A 16,012-nucleotide genomic window follows, 5' to 3' on the forward strand; every position below is an offset into this window, starting at 1 on the left:
TATTTGAAAAACATTCATAAACATACCCAACTCATTAAGGCCGAAGCCAAACGCCTCGGTTTTTTGTCGTGCGGTATCTCCAGAGCCGAATTTTTAGAAGAGGAAGCCCCAAGGTTGGAAACGTGGCTAAATAAGAACATGCATGGGGAAATGGGCTATATGGAAAACCATTTTGATAAGCGCTTGGATCCCACTAAATTGGTGGAAGGGTCTAAATCTGTGATTTCCCTTCTCCTTAATTACTTTCCGGAAGAAACGCAAAAACCTGCGACTATTAAGCTGTCTAAATATGCTTACGGACAGGATTATCATCATATTATTAAATCCAAATTAAAAGAACTTCAAGAATTTATTGCACAGGAGATAGGAGAAGTAAACGGCAGGGCTTTTGTAGATTCCGCCCCTGTGTTGGACAAGGCTTGGGCCGCAAAGAGCGGGTTAGGTTGGATAGGGAAACATAGTAATCTACTGACCCAGCAAGTGGGGTCTTTTTATTTTATTGCAGAACTGATTTTGGATTTGGAACTGGAGTATGACCATAGGGTAACAGATCATTGTGGCACCTGCACTGCCTGTATCGATGCCTGCCCTACGCAGGCTATTGTAGAGCCTTATGTAGTTGACGGCAGTAAGTGTATCTCATACCTTACCATTGAATTAAAGAACGAAATTCCTACAGATTTTAAAGGTAAAATGGATGATTGGATGTTTGGTTGTGATGTCTGCCAAGATGTTTGCCCTTGGAACCGCTTCTCTAAACCGCACCAAGAACCTTTGTTTAATCCCCATCCCGAATTACTTTCCATGACCAAAAAGGACTGGGAGGAAATTACAGAGGATGTATTTAAAAAGGTGTTTCAGAAATCTGCCGTAAAACGGACCAAATTTTCGGGACTTAAAAGAAATATTGATTTTTTGAAATAGTATTTTTTGATATTGGGATAGGCTTCGGACCAAAAATCTTATATCTTGAGGAGTTGGCCGCCTTTATGAAATTTCGGCAATGGTTTTGGAATGGGAGACATTGCCAACCGGAGCTTTTGAAAATTAATTGTCTAAACTTGTATTAAAACTACGGGATATTACTTTTTTAAATCCTTTTATTTTAAAGAATACTGTTAACTTTGTTTTTCTAAACAACACTTTATGAGCAAGCAAAAAACCAGACGGGAGGCTTTAGTATACCATGCCAAACCACAGCCGGGAAAAATTAAAATCGTGCCTACGAAACCCTATGCTACCCAAAGGGATTTAGGTCTTGCCTATTCCCCTGGAGTTGCTGAACCTTGTTTGGAAATTGCCAAGGACAAGGATAACGTATATAAGTATACTGCCAAGGGTAATTTAGTGGCGGTAATATCCAATGGAACTGCTGTACTTGGATTGGGGAATATAGGTCCCGAGGCGTCCAAACCGGTAATGGAAGGGAAATGTCTGTTGTTCAAGATTTTTGCTGATATTGATGGAATTGATATTGAATTGGATACTACCGATGTTGAAAAATTTATAGAAACTGTAAAGATAATAGCCCCAACCTTTGGAGGAATTAATTTGGAGGACATAAAAGCTCCTGAAGCTTTTGAAATTGAAAGACGATTAAAAGAGGAATTGGATATTCCGGTAATGCACGATGATCAACACGGAACGGCCATAATTTCAGCCGCCGCGCTATTGAATGCCTTGGTACTTACTAAGAAAAAAATAAGTAATGTCCGTATTGTAATAAGTGGAGCAGGTGCTGCTGCTGTTTCTTGCACTCGTCTATACAAGGCATTTGGGGCAAGTGATAAAAATATAGTAATGTTGGATAGTAAAGGCGTTATCCGTAGTGATCGTGATACCTTATCAGCAGAAAAGTTAGAGTTCGCCACGGATAGAAAAATTGACACCTTGGAAGATGCCATGAAAGATGCCGATGTGTTTATTGGCCTTTCCGTAAAAGATATCGTTTCTGCGGATATGTTATTATCCATGGCTAAGGATCCCATTGTGTTTGCTATGGCAAATCCTGATCCGGAAATAGATTATAATCTGGCCGTAAAAACTAGAAAGGATATTATAATGGCCACAGGTAGATCCGATCATCCTAATCAAGTAAACAATGTTTTAGGATTTCCTTTTATATTTAGAGGTGCACTGGATGTTAGGGCCACCAAAATTAACGAAGCTATGAAAATGGCTGCTGTTAAGGCATTGGCGGAGCTTACAAAGGAACCTGTTCCAGAGCAGGTGAATATCGCCTATGGTCAAACGAGGTTAACCTTTGGGAGGGAGTATATAATCCCTAAACCTTTTGATCCCAGGTTAATTTCTGAAATCCCACCAGCAGTGGCAAAAGCTGCAATGGACAGTGGGGTGGCTAAAATGCCTATTGAAGATTGGGATAAATACAGGGAGGAACTGCTTCAGCGTTCTGGTAACGACAATAAGATAGTTCGTTTGTTGCACGACCGTGCCAGAATGAACCCTAAAAAGGTTGTTTATGCCGAGGCCGATCATTTGGATGTCCTTAAAGCGGCCCAAATTGCCTATGAAGAAGGGATTGCAACCCCAATTTTATTGGGAAATAAAGTGATTATAGCAGAATTGATGAAGGAGCTCGAATTCGATGCCGATATTCTTGTAATAGACTCACATGCAGATGAAGCCAATGATAAAAGAAATCATTATGCGGCAAAATACTTTGAGAATAGACAACGTAGTGGCGTAAGCCTGTTCGGGGCACGGGCAAAGATGAAGGAACGCAACTATTTTGCAGCAATGATGGTATTGGAGGGCGATGCCGATGGAATGATTTCAGGATATTCCCGAGCATATCCTACAGTGGTAAAGCCGGTGTTCGAGGTAATAGGAAGAGCTGCCAATGTTAAGAAGGTATCTACCGTTAATATTATGATAACCGAAAGGGGCCCATTATTTTTAGCGGACACCTCTATCAATATAGACCCCAGTGCAGAGGAAATTGCAGAAATAGCAAAGATGACCGCAAATGTGGCTACCACTTTTGGTTTTACTCCTGTTATGGCCTTATTGTCCTATGCCAATTTTGGTTCTTCCTCCCATCCGCGGGCTACAAAAGTTAGAGAAGCGGTGAAAATATTGCACGCTTCCAATCCGGATTTACTGGTTGATGGTGAGTTACAGATTGATTTTGCATTGAATAAGGACTTGCACCAAGGGAAATTTCCTTTTTCCAAATTGGCGGGTAAAAAAGTAAATACCTTAATCTTCCCCAACTTGGAGTCGGCCAACATTACCTATAAGTTGCTGAAAGAACTTAATCAAGCAGATTCCATAGGTCCAATTATGGTAGGTTTAAGACGGTCTGTACATATCCTTCAATTAGGGGCAAGTGTAGACGAGATGGTCAATATGACCGCTGTTGCTGTTATTGATGCCCAAGAAAGAGAAAAGAGAAAAATGGCAAAATCCAGAAAATAAAATAATTGAAAAAAGCCCAATTTTCAAGAAGTTCCTAAGCTTAAAAAACGAAATAGATTATGATTACCCATTTAAAAGGAAAGCTTGTTGAAAAAAATCCAACCCATCTTGTAATCGAGTGCGCAGGTGTGGGATATTTTGTAAATATTTCGTTGCACACATTTTCAAAAATTGGAGACTCGGAGAGCGTACAGTTGTATACCCATCTTCAGGTCAAGGAGGATTCCCATACTTTGTTCGGATTTTCCGAAAAGTCCGAACGTGAGATATTTAGATTGCTGTTATCCGTTTCAGGAATAGGCTCAAGTATAGCAAGAACTATGTTGTCTTCCCTTTCTCCGGGACAAATAAGGGATGCCATTGCAACTGGAGATGTCCCAACTATTCAGGGGATAAAGGGAATTGGTGCCAAAACGGCCCAACGCGTAATTTTGGACCTAAAAGACAAGGTTTTAAAAGTCTATGATTTAGATGAACTTTCGGCTCCATCAAACAATACAAACAAAGATGAAGCGTTATCTGCATTAGAGGTTCTTGGATTTGTCCGCAAACAAGCTGAAAAAGTTGTGGATAAAGTAGTTGGCCAAGATCCTGGACTAAGCGTAGAGGACATTATAAAATTTGCGCTTAAAAATTTATAACAAGTTTGAAAACAGGGGCAAAAATTTATCTTAAATCATTATTTAAGCTTACTATCCTACTCTTTATTTTCTTGGGCACAACGGAATCTTCCTTTGCACAGGAAACAGAGGCGGAAGATGTTAACGAGCAGGAAACGGACACGCTGCAAACCGGTGTGGCTTTGGGGAGATTGAAAATGGAAAACCCAGAAAGTATCGTTTCCAAATATACTTATGACCCCAATCTGGATAGATATATTTATTCCGTTAGTGTTGGAGATTTTGATATTAGTTATCCCATTATACTTACACCTACCCAGTACTTGGAGTTGGTGCGCCGAGAAGGCATGAAATCCTATTTTAAGGAAAAAATTGATGCTTTTTCTGGTAAAAAGGAAGGAAGTGAAGAGGCTCGAAAAAATTTATTGCCCAACTTTTATGTGAACAATAGTTTTTTTGAAAGTGTTTTTGGAGGAAATACTATTGAAGTAATTCCCCAAGGTTCTGTGGCCATGGACTTAGGTGTCATTTGGCAAAAAAACGATAATCCTTCCTTGTCCCCAAGAAACCGTACCAATCTTTCCTTTGATTTTGATCAACGTATAAGCTTAAGTATGTTGGGTAAAATAGGGGAACGTTTACAGGTTACCGCCAATTACGATACGGAGGCCACTTTCGATTTTCAGAATTTGGTAAAATTGGATTATACTCCCTCAGAGGATGATATTCTTCAAAAAATTGAAGTCGGTAATGTTAGTATGCCGCTGAATAGTTCGTTGATTACTGGCGCACAGAGTCTATTTGGTGTAAAAACAGAATTGCAATTCGGCAAGACTAGTGTTACTGCAGTTTTTTCAGAACAAAGATCACAAAACAATACAGTTGTTGCACAAGGCGGGGGAACGGTGAATAACTTTGAACTTAGGGCCCAGGATTACGATGAGGACAAACACTTTTTTCTAGCACATTACTTTAGGGACAATTATGATGCGGCCCTTGTAAATTATCCATATATAAGGAGTCAGGTCCAAATTACCAGGTTGGAAGTTTGGGTGACCAATAGGAGTCAGCAAACCCTAAATGTTAGAAATGTGGTTGCCATCCAAGATTTGGGAGAGGTGCGAGCAGAAAAGACGAGAATAGGACAAAACAATGGAGATCCAGCTGGATTCTTTAATGCTTCTACTGCTGGAAATTTACCTAGGAATAGTGCCAACGACTACAATCCCTTGCAAATAGGGGCTGGAGGTGCCCTAACACAAAATATTCGAGATATTGCTACCGTTCAGACTGGTTTTAACGTGCCGGGATATACTGTAAATCAGGGATTTGATTATGCTATTTTGGAAAATGCGCGAAAACTGGAACAAGGACGCGATTTTACCTTTAACGCGCAATTGGGATATATTTCCTTGAACCAAAGATTAAGCAATGATGAGGTTTTAGGGGTTTCATTTCAATATACCTTTAACGGCGAGGTCTATCAGGTTGGGGAGTTTGCCAATGGAGGTTTGGACGCCACTACGGTGTCGCCAGGTGCAGAAATTCCGGTAAACAACAATACCTTAATTCTTAAATTGCTAAAGAGTAATATTACCAATGTTGTGGACCCTATCTGGGACTTAATGATGAAGAATATTTATTCCACTGGAGCATATCAATTAAGTCAGGAAGATTTCAAATTAAATATTCTATATACCGAAACCACTCCCCGAAATTATATTACAGCTGCGGAATCTGGTGTTGGGTCTGGTTGGCCCACGACCCCTAAGCCCTTGGAGGAAAGGATTTTGTTGGATGTGTTTAATTTGGATAGGTTAAATGCCTATAATGACCTGCAGAATGGGGGTGATGGTTTTTTTGATTATGTTCCCGGTATTACTATAGATCCGCAAACTGGTAGTATCATTTTCACTAAAGTGGAACCTTTTGGGGAGTTCTTGTTTGACCTCCTTGGGGGCGGAACTTATGATGTGGATAATGATCAGGGATATAATGCCAATCAGAAGAAGTACGTATTTAGAAATATGTATGCACTTCCTACGGCAGCGGCGCAACAGGATGCTGAAAAAAATAAATTCATTTTAAAAGGTAATTATAAATCTCAAGGCACCAATGGTATTCCCATCGGGGCCTTTAATGTGCCTAGAGGTTCGGTAAGGGTTACGGCCGGCGGTAGACAGCTTCAGGAAGGTATAGATTACACCGTAAACTATCAATCCGGTACAGTTCAAATATTGGATCCAAGTTTGGAGGCTTCCAATACACCTATCAATATTTCCGTTGAAAATAATGCCGTTTTTGGTCAACAAACAAGACGTTTTACAGGAGTAAATGTTGAGCATCAATTCAATAAGAACTTTGTTTTGGGAGGTACTTTATTGAATTTGAACGAAAAGCCATTGACACAGAAGTCCAATTATGGGATAGAGCCTGTAAACAATACGATTTTTGGTTTAAATAGTAATTTCTCGACCGAAGTTCCTTTTTTGACCAGATTGGCCAATAAATTACCAAACATAGATACTGATGTTCCTTCCAATTTATCGGTAAGGGGCGAAGTCGCATTTTTAAGTCCCGGTTCACCAAAGAATGCTGATTTTCAGGGTGAAACAACTACCTATTTGGACGACTTTGAGGGTGCCCAATCCTTAATCGATATTCGATCTTTTCTAGGATGGTCTATGGCTAGTCCACCCTTGGAGTACATGACCGGCAATAACAGTTTGGAATCTGGATACGGAAGGGCTAAAATGGCATGGTATACCGTAGATCCCATTTTTTATTCCAACCAACGTCCGTCAGCACTAAATGATAATGATATATCTACGAACGAAACTAGAAGAATCTATATACAGGATGTTTTTAATCAGGATGTTCCGCAAGGACAGACTTTAGCACAAAATACCTTGGATATTGCATACTATCCAAATGCAAAAGGGCCCTATAATGCAAACCCAGATTTCACGGCAGAACAGCCGCAGGATAAGTGGGCTGGGATAATGAGGTCCCTAAGTAGTACCAATTTTGAGCAGTCCAACGTGGAATACGTTCAATTTTGGGTATTGGACCCCTACGTTGATGGCATTGCAACAAGTGCTGGTGATTTGGTAATCAACCTTGGAAATATTTCAGAGGATATCTTACCTGATGGAAGGAAGCAATATGAGAATGGACTTCCAGTAAATCCGGTTTCTAACGATCTTACCTATAAAACAAATTGGGGCAAGGTTCCAGCAACCCAATCTTTGGTTTATGCTTTTGATGCCGATCAGAACAATAGAGGGTTACAGGATATTGGTTTTGACGGTTTATCTGATGCCGATGAGGCTACTTATACATTTGAAGGGGGAATAACTTATAATGGTCCGGCGGAGGATCCTGCTCTGGATAATTATGAGTATTTCTTGAACAGGGAAGGGAGCATATTGGAACGATATTTAAATTTTAATAACCCAGATGGTAACTCTCCGGTTCAATTGAGCAATTCGGACAGAGGCTCAACTACCTTGCCAGATGTAGAGGATATAGATAGGGATGGTACCATGAATACGGTTAACAGTTACTTTGAATACCGTATCAATATAAAGCCGGGGACAACTATCAATGATAAGTATGTAACGGATATAAAAGAAGGGGTTACAAGGTCTTTGCCAAATGGAAATACCTTGAACGAGCGTTGGATTCAATACAAGATACCTTTGTCAGATTTTACGGATGCCAAGGGAGGAATAACCGATTTTAGATCCATTAGCTTTATGAGAATGTATCTTACCGGATTTTCCAGTAATATAGTAATGCGTTTTGCAACCTTGGACTTAGTGCGTGGAGATTGGCGTACTTATACGAAATCTTTACAGCCCGAGGTTGACGGAGACCCTACGGATGATGGTACTTTAGTGGATGTCAATGCCGTTAATATTGAAGAAAATGCAGCCCGCACCCCAATACCATACGTATTGCCCCCTGGTGTGCAGCGAGAAAGATTGAACAACAACAATACCATAATTAGGCAGAATGAGCAGTCTTTGTCTTTTGTGGTCGAGAATTTGGAACCTCGTGATTCTAGAGGGGTATTTAAAAATTTGAATATTGATATTAGGCAGTATAAACGTTTGAAAATGTTTATGCATGCAGAAGAGATTGTAGAAACCGATTATGCCAACGACGAGACTCCCTTGGTAGGTTTTATAAGAATTGGTTCGGATTTTTCCCAAAACTTTTATCAGATAGAGTTGCCCTTGCAATTAACCCCTTACGGTACAAGTTCGGACAGTGAAATTTGGCCTGAGGTAAATGAATTGGATCTTTCCTTGGAGGATTTATCTAAGGTGAAATCTGCAGGAATTGCAGCTCAGACCCTAAGCACCATTAATTATTACGAAATAGACAATGGGGTAGTGGTTCAGGTAAGCGAATTTGACCCTAGAACACTGGGTAGATTGCGTATCGGTATTCGAGGTAACCCTTCCCTGGGAAGTATTAGAAGTGTTATGGTCGGTGTTAAGAACGATGATAACCTTCCTGCCAGGGGCGAGGTTTGGTTTAATGAATTGCGACTTTCCGGATTGGATAATAACGGGGGTTGGGCAGCGATTGCAGCTTTGGATATGAATATGGCAGATTTCGCCAGTGTATCCGCAACAGGTAGTAAAAGTACTTCTGGATTTGGTGCCATTGATCAAATGCCAAATGAACGGGCACGGGAAGATGCTATATCATATGACGTAGTCACCAATGTGAATATTGGCCAATTGTTTCCAAAAAAATGGGGTTTACAACTGCCATTTAATTACGGTATTTCCGAGCAGATGATAACTCCGGAATTCGATCCAGTGTATGATGACCTTAAATTGGAGGACCGTATTGCAGCTGCGGAAACCCCTGAAGATGCTGAGGCTATTAGGCAGCAAGGAGAAGATTATACCAAGAGGACCAGTATTAACTTTATAGGGGTCAGTAAGGATAGAGGGGAAGAAGCCGAGGCAAACTTTTACGATATAGAAAACTTTACTTTCAATTATTCCTATAATGAGGTGAACCATAGGGATTTTGAAATCGATGAATTAAAAGATCAAAATGTGGTGACCGGATTCGTGTACAACCATAATTTTAAACCGGTCACGGTGGAGCCTTTTGCAAAGAAAGATTCTTTGTTTACCGGTAAGTATTTGAAATGGTTGAAAGATCTAAATTTGAATGTACTGCCTGCCAGTGTTTCTCTTCAATCCAATATAAACAGATCTTTTAATCAACAAAAGTTCAGGGATGTTTTTGAACCAGGGGTCGAAAAATTAGACCTACCATTTTTACAGCAAAGGAACTATCTTTTTAATTGGCAGTATGCTATCAACTATAGCCTAACAAAATCCTTGCGTTTAAATCTAACTGCTTCCAATAATAATATTGTTAGGAATTATTTTGAAGAAGATGGAAATTCGGATTCGGATATAAACCAGGCCTTGGGACTGTGGGACGGATTTTTTGATTTGGGAGAGCCCAATAGACATTCTCAAGAGATGCAATTGAATTATGAATTGCCATTCAACAAAATTCCCGCTTTCAGTTTTATAAATTCCCAGTACACCTATACGAGTAATTTTGATTGGCAAAGGGGAGGGGATGCTTTGCGTGAAGTGGCAAATGAAGATATTAATACAGTGCAGAATGCGAGTACCCATAATTTAACGGCTTCTTTGACCATGCAAAAATTCTATGATTTTCTAGGATTGAGCAGAAAGAATACCAAAGCTGCTGCTAAGAAACCGGTTCGTTTAGACAAGGGTGGGAATGCAGCATCAAAGGAAGAGGATAATGAAATTAAAAAGTCGAGCGGAGCCGGATATAATGCTTTTATAGATGTGCTTACCATGGTAAAAAGGGTAAATGTTACCTATAGTCAGAATAGTGGTAAGGTATTGCCAGGGTATACTAGGTCTGTAGGGTTCATAGGTACGGCAAAACCAACTATTGGATTTGTTTTCGGTAGTCAGGCCGATGTTAGGTATGAGGCGGCAAGGAATGGGTGGTTGACCACTTTTCCAGAGTTTAACCAGCAATATATAGAGAATACCAATAAGCAGTTGAATATAACTGCAACAGCACAGCCCACGCGGGATTTAACTATCGATCTTGTTGCGGATAGGCAATCTTCGGAAAGTTATCAGGAGACTTTTAACGTGGAAGATCTGGGCAATAGCACATACGAATATTTGAATTTGTTGGGGAATAACTATGGCAGCTTTAGTATTTCTACTTTAATGATTGGCACGGTCTTTAGTCAAGGAGATGAATTTAATTCTGCCAATTTTGAAACTTTCAAGCAAAATAGGATTACGGTGGCCAATAGAATTGTGTCGGAAAGAAACCAGGATACCGGTGTGGTAGATGATGATGGTTTTCCCGAAAGATATGGCAAGACAAGTCAAGATGTTTTATTGCCCGCTTTTTTTGCTGCCTATACAGGGAAAGATCCCAATAAGGTGAGCTTGGACGCTTTTAGGGATATTCCCATTCCCAACTGGAACATTAAATATACTGGATTAATGCGCAATCCTTGGTTCAAGGAAAAGTTTAAACGTTTTTCTTTAGGCCATGGATATAGGTCGGCATATAGTATAAATTCATTCCAGACCAATTTAACGCGTACCCAGCTGATCAATGAGGGTATGGAGCCTATAAATCCGGAAACCCAAGATTTTTTACCGGTTAATATTATGAATAATGTGGTGCTGACGGATCAGTTTAATCCATTGGTGCGGGTAGATTTCGAAATGCAAAATTCGCTTAGTGTCCTAGCGGAGATAAGAACGGATAGGACATTATCCTTAAGTTTTGATAATAATTTGATGACAGAGATCAATGGTAAGGAATATACGGTAGGACTTGGTTATCGCTTTAAGGATGTGAAATTTGTAACTAATATAGGAGGGGAGAAGCAACGATTGAAGGGCGATTTAAATCTTAAAGCTGACGTAACCTTAAGAGATAATATTACCATTATTCGAAACTTGGATATTGATAACAATCAAATTACTTCAGGACAAAATTTAGTGTCCGTTAAATTCGTAGCAGATTACGCCTTGAGCAAAAGTTTAAATGCGCTTTTCTTTTACGATCATTCGTTTTCCAAATTTGCCATTTCAACTGCATTTCCCCAAACTTCTATAAATACCGGATTTACCCTAAGGTATAATTTTGGGAACTAGACTAGCTCTCAATAGAAAAGGGACTATAAATTTGCAGCTGATAGGTAAGTGAAAAAGTTTAAAGGAGTTTATTGATTAACAAGATATAATCTTTTACATTTGCTTTCTTTTTTCTTAACAAATTGAGATAATGAATATACCTTCAGAATTAAAGTACACAAAAGACCATGAATGGGTCAGAATAGAGGGCGATACCGCTATTGTGGGGATTACCGATTTTGCCCAAGGGGAACTTGGCGATATTGTCTATGTGGAAGTAGAGACCTTGGATGAGACCTTGGACAAAGATGAAGTTTTTGGAACTGTTGAGGCTGTTAAAACGGTTTCTGATCTGTTTCTTCCTTTAAGTGGGGAAATAGTAGCTTTCAATGAAGCGCTAGAGGATGAACCCGAAAAGGTGAATACCGATCCTTATGGTGACGGTTGGATCATTAAAATTAAATTAAGTAATACTTCTGAAATAGAGGGCTTATTAGGGGAAGCTGAATACAAAGAACTTGTGGGTGCGTAAAAAGTATTTTTTTACAATGATATTTATAGGCTGGGTGGTGTTTGTTACACTTCTCAGCCTTGTTTCTTTTAAGGAAGAGCATATTCCTTCTATTGATATCCCCCATTTGGACAAGCTAGTGCATTTTACTTTTTATTTTGGGTTTACCGTTTTAGGTTGTTTGTCTTTTAGGGAATTTAATCGCAGAAATGTTTCCTTGGGAAAAGTATTGCTGAAAATAATTACTTACGCTGTCGTTTATGGTATAATTATTGAAGTGTTGCAAGGTGTAGCTACTATCAATAGAGATCCTGATTTGCTGGACGTTTTGGCAAATAGTTCCGGGGCATTGTTTGGAAGTTTTATAGTGAAGTACATTTTCTCTGGAAAAACTTCACTAAAGTGGGTGAAATAGCATTTATTTTGAGTATTTTGGAGGGGTATTTCGATTTAAGGAGTGCAACTTTCTGGTTCTTAGTTAAATGTAAGTGCAAATTGATGTAATCTGCGTCGTTAGTACTATTTTGGCTATAGGTAACAAATGAAAGCGATGTTTTGGATCCCAATGACCTGTTTAAATTTATTTGTATTTTTTTTAACAAAAAGTTTTAAACAGATAAAATAAATATATAAATTAGCGAACATTAAAAATGAATAATTATGGAACTTAAAAAGAATCCTAAGGCAGATTTAACAAGAAATAGCGGGCTTTATTTCGTTATTGGTCTTGTTGTGGTTATGCTATTGACGTATATAGCTTTTGAATGGAAGACCTATGACGACGATAATAATTTTGATTATACCATGAATGTGGAGGATACTTTGGATGAAGAAGTTCCTATGACCGAACAAATTAAGACACCACCACCACCACCACCACCAGCTGCTCCTGAAATCATTGAGGTTGTTGAGGATGAGGAGGAAGTTGAGGAAACGGTAATAGAATCAACAGAAACCAGTCAAGAGGAAGAGGTGATAGAAGTTGCTGATGTTGAGGTTGAAGAGATGGAGGAAGATGTGGATGTGCCTTTTGCAGTTATCGAGGATGTTCCAATTTTTCCAGGTTGTGAAAATGAGCCAAAAAGTAAGTTAAGGGATTGTTTTAACTCAATGATGCAAAAGCATATTGGTAAAAACTTCCGTTATCCAGAAATTGCACAAGAGATGGGTGTTCAAGGAAGGGTGAACGTGATGTTCGTTATTCAGAAGGATGGAAGCATTGGGAATGTGAGAATGAGAGGTCCGGATAAAAACTTGGAGGAAGAGGCAGCAAGGATTATCGGAAAATTACCTAAGATGACTCCTGGAAAACAAAGAGGTAGAGCTGTTCGTGTACCATTTAGTATTCCAATTACTTTCAAATTACAATAGTTAAGGTTAAAGAAACCAATAGTATATTTAAAATCCCGAGCCTGTGCTCGGGATTTTTTTTGCTCCTGATGAAATGCTATTCAGGCCAAATGATGTTAATGAGTGTTGTGTGTCAATTCTGGAACGTGTCGTTTTTATTTGTACTTAAGACTGCTTTGGCTGTTTATGAATATAAACATGTTTATTTGGTTGCAAAAAATTCTTACGAGGTGTATCTTTGCGATCCATTTAAAAAATGAAAATGAAAACGGCGGTCAGTTCAGTAAAAAACACCTCTATGGCGGTATATTTTGCTGACTTTAAAGAAATTACCAAAGCAAGGCTCGCGGTCAGTGTAGTTTTCTCTTCCATAGCAGGATATTTTCTTGGGGCTGTAGAAATTAATTTTTACTCGGTACTTCTCTTGGCTTTTGGTGGTTATTGTATGGTAGGGGCCTCCAATGCTTATAATCAGATTATAGAAAAGGATTTGGATGCGTTAATGGATCGCACCAAGAATAGGCCTATACCAGCTGGGAGAATGTCTGTAAATACGGCAATGACCATTGCCGTTCTAATGACGATTTTGGGAATTGTAGCTTTGTATTTTCTGAATCCCAAGACGGCCATGTTCGGGGCTATATCAATTTTTTTGTATACCAGTGTTTACACCCCGTTAAAGACAAAAACGCCCTTAGCGGTCTTTGTTGGTGCCTTTCCGGGCGCCATTCCCTTCATGTTGGGATGGGTGGCTGCAACAGATAATTTTGGGATAGAACCAGGTGTATTGTTTATGATACAATTCTTTTGGCAGTTTCCGCATTTCTGGGCTTTGGGTTGGATGTTGGATGAAGACTATAAAAAAGGGGGGTTTAAAATGCTTCCCACGGGTAAAAAGGATAAGGGTACCGCTTTGCAGATAATTATGTATACCATATGGATGATGTTCATTTCTGTGATACCGGTATTTGGTTTTACGGGAAGATTGCAATTATCCATTGTTGGGGGAGTTATCGTCTTTTTAATGGGGACGGTAATGTTGTTCTTCGCTTTTAAATTATATGAAAAAAGAGATAATACATCGGCCAAAAAATTAATGTTGGCCAGTGTAAGTTATATTACCCTGATGCAGGTAGTATATGTAATTGATAAATTTATTTAATAAAGATGGACTTAACGCAAGGGACAGGAAAGGAAAAGAACAATAGAGCAAAGAAGATGATGCTCTGGTTTGGTATTATTAGCTTGCTTATGGGGTTTGCAGGTTGGACCAGTGCTTATATTGTGAGCAGTTCAAGGGAAGACTGGGTTAGGGAATTGGCTTTGCCATCCTCGTTTTTGATAAGTACTATAGTTATAGTTATAAGTAGTATAACTTATATTATGGCTAAGAAGGCCATTAAGCAAGATCAGCTTAAGCAGTGCACTAATTGGTTGTTATTGACCTTGGGCTTGGGTATTGCTTTTGTAGTATTACAATTTAATGGATTTTCCCAAATGGTAGCTAACGGGTACTATTTTACGGGGCCTACGAGTAATATTAAAATGTCTTATGTTTTTTTAATAGCTGCAGTGCATATTGTACATGTTGTTGCTGGAATAATTTCGCTTTTGGTGGTTATTACCAACCACTTGCGAAATAAGTATTCATCCGAGGAAATGCTCGGATTCGAGTTGGGGGCTACATTTTGGCATTTTTTGGATATTCTTTGGGTTTATTTAATTCTATTCATGTATTTCGTAAACTAAATATTAGCTATTTCATTGGTAATAAGTAGGTAATATTGGCCTGCTTATTTAGAATGGGTTTTTTTTGCCATTTTTAAAAGGCAAAAATTTTGTTTAGCCGAAAAAAATGTAAATTTGTGAAAATTTTATTAACGCGATAATTTTTATATGGATTCTACGATTACTACGGGTACAGAAGAAAATGTTTGGGGTGGAGGAAATCGACCACTAGGCGCTAGTTACGGAAAGTTGATGATGTGGTTCTTTCTTGTCTCCGATGCTTTGACGTTTTCTGGCTTCCTTGCTGCATACGGTTTTTCGAGATTTAAGTTTATAGAAACTTGGCCAATTGCAGATGAGGTATTTACCCACGTTCCCTTTTTTCATGGGAATTATCCTATGTACTACGTAGCATTCATGACATTTGTTTTGATTATGTCATCGGTGACCATGGTATTGGCTGTTGATGCTGGACATAAACTGCAAAAGACAAAGGTGATCTGGTTTATGTTTTTAACTATCATCGGTGGAGCTATATTTGTAGGTTCTCAAGCTTGGGAATGGGCTACATTTATAAAAGGTGATTATGGCGCTTTGGAAACTAAAGGCGGTAGAGTATTGCAATTTGTAAGCGCGGATTCCGGAGAACGTATGGCAATACGCGATTTTGCAGAAACCATTCCAGGTGAAAGGGTAGATCATGAGAAGAAGAACGGAATTTGGTATTATCAGGGAGATGCCCTGCCCAGTTATTCCTTAAATGAGATAGTTGAAGGGGTAAAGGAGAATTCTAATGTTTTAATTCGTACCGAATTAATAAATGAGGATGGACATAAAACGGTTTTAACAAGGGATGAAACCTTGAAAAAATTAAATGATGCGGTTCTTGTCTTGGAAGGTGCCAATCTAAAACACAATGAGTACGGTAGTAGATTGTTTGCCGATTTCTTTTTCTTTATTACTGGTTTTCATGGTTTTCACGTTTTTTCAGGTGTAATAATCAACTGTATTATCTTTTTCAATGTTATTCTTGGTACTTATGAGAGAAGAGGGCATTATGAAATGGTAGAAAAAGTTGGGTTGTACTGGCACTTTGTGGATTTAGTTTGGGTATTTGTATTTACCTTCTTCTACTTGGTATAGCTAACCTCAATTAATAATTATCCTAATAGAAT

The 16,012-nt window shown here is 38.9% G+C and carries 10 protein-coding genes; all 10 read left to right on the forward strand.

Translation table 11 applies throughout. The features are described 5' to 3' along the window. Nucleotides 1–3: 3 nt before the first annotated feature. The 10 genes from queG to CWD90_RS18955 all read left to right on the forward strand — a co-directional run bounded on the left by queG (nucleotide 4) and on the right by CWD90_RS18955 (nucleotide 15,980). Nucleotides 4–924, forward strand: a complete 921-nt coding sequence (queG, locus tag CWD90_RS18910) for a tRNA epoxyqueuosine(34) reductase QueG (protein WP_103477658.1) — start codon at nucleotides 4–6, stop codon at nucleotides 922–924. Nucleotides 925–1,146: 222 nt separating this feature from the next. After that, the gene (locus tag CWD90_RS18915; protein ID WP_103477633.1) at nucleotides 1,147–3,441 is read left to right on the forward strand and encodes an NADP-dependent malic enzyme; all 2,295 of its coding nucleotides are present in this window, start codon (nucleotides 1,147–1,149) and stop codon (nucleotides 3,439–3,441) included. A gap of 59 nt (nucleotides 3,442–3,500) precedes the next feature. After that, nucleotides 3,501–4,082 (forward strand): Holliday junction branch migration protein RuvA, encoded by a 582-nt coding sequence (gene ruvA / locus CWD90_RS18920; RefSeq protein WP_103477634.1) that lies wholly within the window; start codon nucleotides 3,501–3,503, stop codon nucleotides 4,080–4,082. A 5-nt stretch (nucleotides 4,083–4,087) separates the two neighbouring features. Next, nucleotides 4,088–11,269, forward strand: coding sequence for a T9SS outer membrane translocon Sov/SprA (gene sov, locus CWD90_RS18925; RefSeq protein WP_103477635.1), 7,182 nt, complete (start codon nucleotides 4,088–4,090; stop codon nucleotides 11,267–11,269). 130 nt (nucleotides 11,270–11,399) lie between these two features. Continuing rightward, entirely contained in the window at nucleotides 11,400–11,780 is a 381-nt protein-coding gene (gene gcvH, locus CWD90_RS18930) for a glycine cleavage system protein GcvH (RefSeq protein ID WP_103477636.1), read from the forward strand. A gap of 16 nt (nucleotides 11,781–11,796) precedes the next feature. Continuing rightward, nucleotides 11,797–12,174 carry a VanZ family protein gene (locus CWD90_RS18935; RefSeq protein WP_103477637.1) on the forward strand — a complete coding sequence of 126 codons (378 nt, stop codon included), beginning with the start codon at nucleotides 11,797–11,799 and terminating at the stop codon, nucleotides 12,172–12,174. Nucleotides 12,175–12,419: 245 nt separating this feature from the next. Then, the gene (locus CWD90_RS18940) at nucleotides 12,420–13,130 is read left to right on the forward strand and encodes an energy transducer TonB (RefSeq protein ID WP_103477638.1); all 711 of its coding nucleotides are present in this window, start codon (nucleotides 12,420–12,422) and stop codon (nucleotides 13,128–13,130) included. Nucleotides 13,131–13,371: 241 nt separating this feature from the next. Next, nucleotides 13,372–14,271, forward strand: a complete 900-nt coding sequence (cyoE, locus tag CWD90_RS18945; RefSeq protein ID WP_103477659.1) for a heme o synthase — start codon at nucleotides 13,372–13,374, stop codon at nucleotides 14,269–14,271. A 5-nt stretch (nucleotides 14,272–14,276) separates the two neighbouring features. Then, complete coding sequence (locus tag CWD90_RS18950) at nucleotides 14,277–14,858, forward strand: cytochrome c oxidase subunit 3 (RefSeq protein WP_103477639.1); 582 nt, start codon at nucleotides 14,277–14,279, stop codon at nucleotides 14,856–14,858. Between the two features lie 147 nt (nucleotides 14,859–15,005). Then, nucleotides 15,006–15,980 (forward strand): cytochrome c oxidase subunit 3, encoded by a 975-nt coding sequence (locus tag CWD90_RS18955; protein WP_103477640.1) that lies wholly within the window; start codon nucleotides 15,006–15,008, stop codon nucleotides 15,978–15,980. The last annotated feature ends 32 nt before the right edge of the window (nucleotides 15,981–16,012 follow it).

This window comes from Arenibacter catalasegens (assembly GCF_002909235.1).
Classification (GTDB): domain Bacteria; phylum Bacteroidota; class Bacteroidia; order Flavobacteriales; family Flavobacteriaceae; genus Arenibacter; species Arenibacter catalasegens.

Coding starts and splice junctions, on each gene's coding strand:
- CWD90_RS18915 (WP_103477633.1), top strand. CDS start 1,147: ATGAGCAAGCAAAAAACCAGACGGGAGGCTTTAGTATACCATGCCAAA.
- ruvA (WP_103477634.1), top strand. CDS start 3,501: ATGATTACCCATTTAAAAGGAAAGCTTGTTGAAAAAAATCCAACCCAT.
- gcvH (WP_103477636.1), top strand. CDS start 11,400: ATGAATATACCTTCAGAATTAAAGTACACAAAAGACCATGAATGGGTC.
- CWD90_RS18935 (WP_103477637.1), top strand. CDS start 11,797: ATGATATTTATAGGCTGGGTGGTGTTTGTTACACTTCTCAGCCTTGTT.
- CWD90_RS18940 (WP_103477638.1), top strand. CDS start 12,420: ATGGAACTTAAAAAGAATCCTAAGGCAGATTTAACAAGAAATAGCGGG.
- cyoE (WP_103477659.1), top strand. CDS start 13,372: ATGAAAACGGCGGTCAGTTCAGTAAAAAACACCTCTATGGCGGTATAT.
- CWD90_RS18950 (WP_103477639.1), top strand. CDS start 14,277: ATGGACTTAACGCAAGGGACAGGAAAGGAAAAGAACAATAGAGCAAAG.
- CWD90_RS18955 (WP_103477640.1), top strand. CDS start 15,006: ATGGATTCTACGATTACTACGGGTACAGAAGAAAATGTTTGGGGTGGA.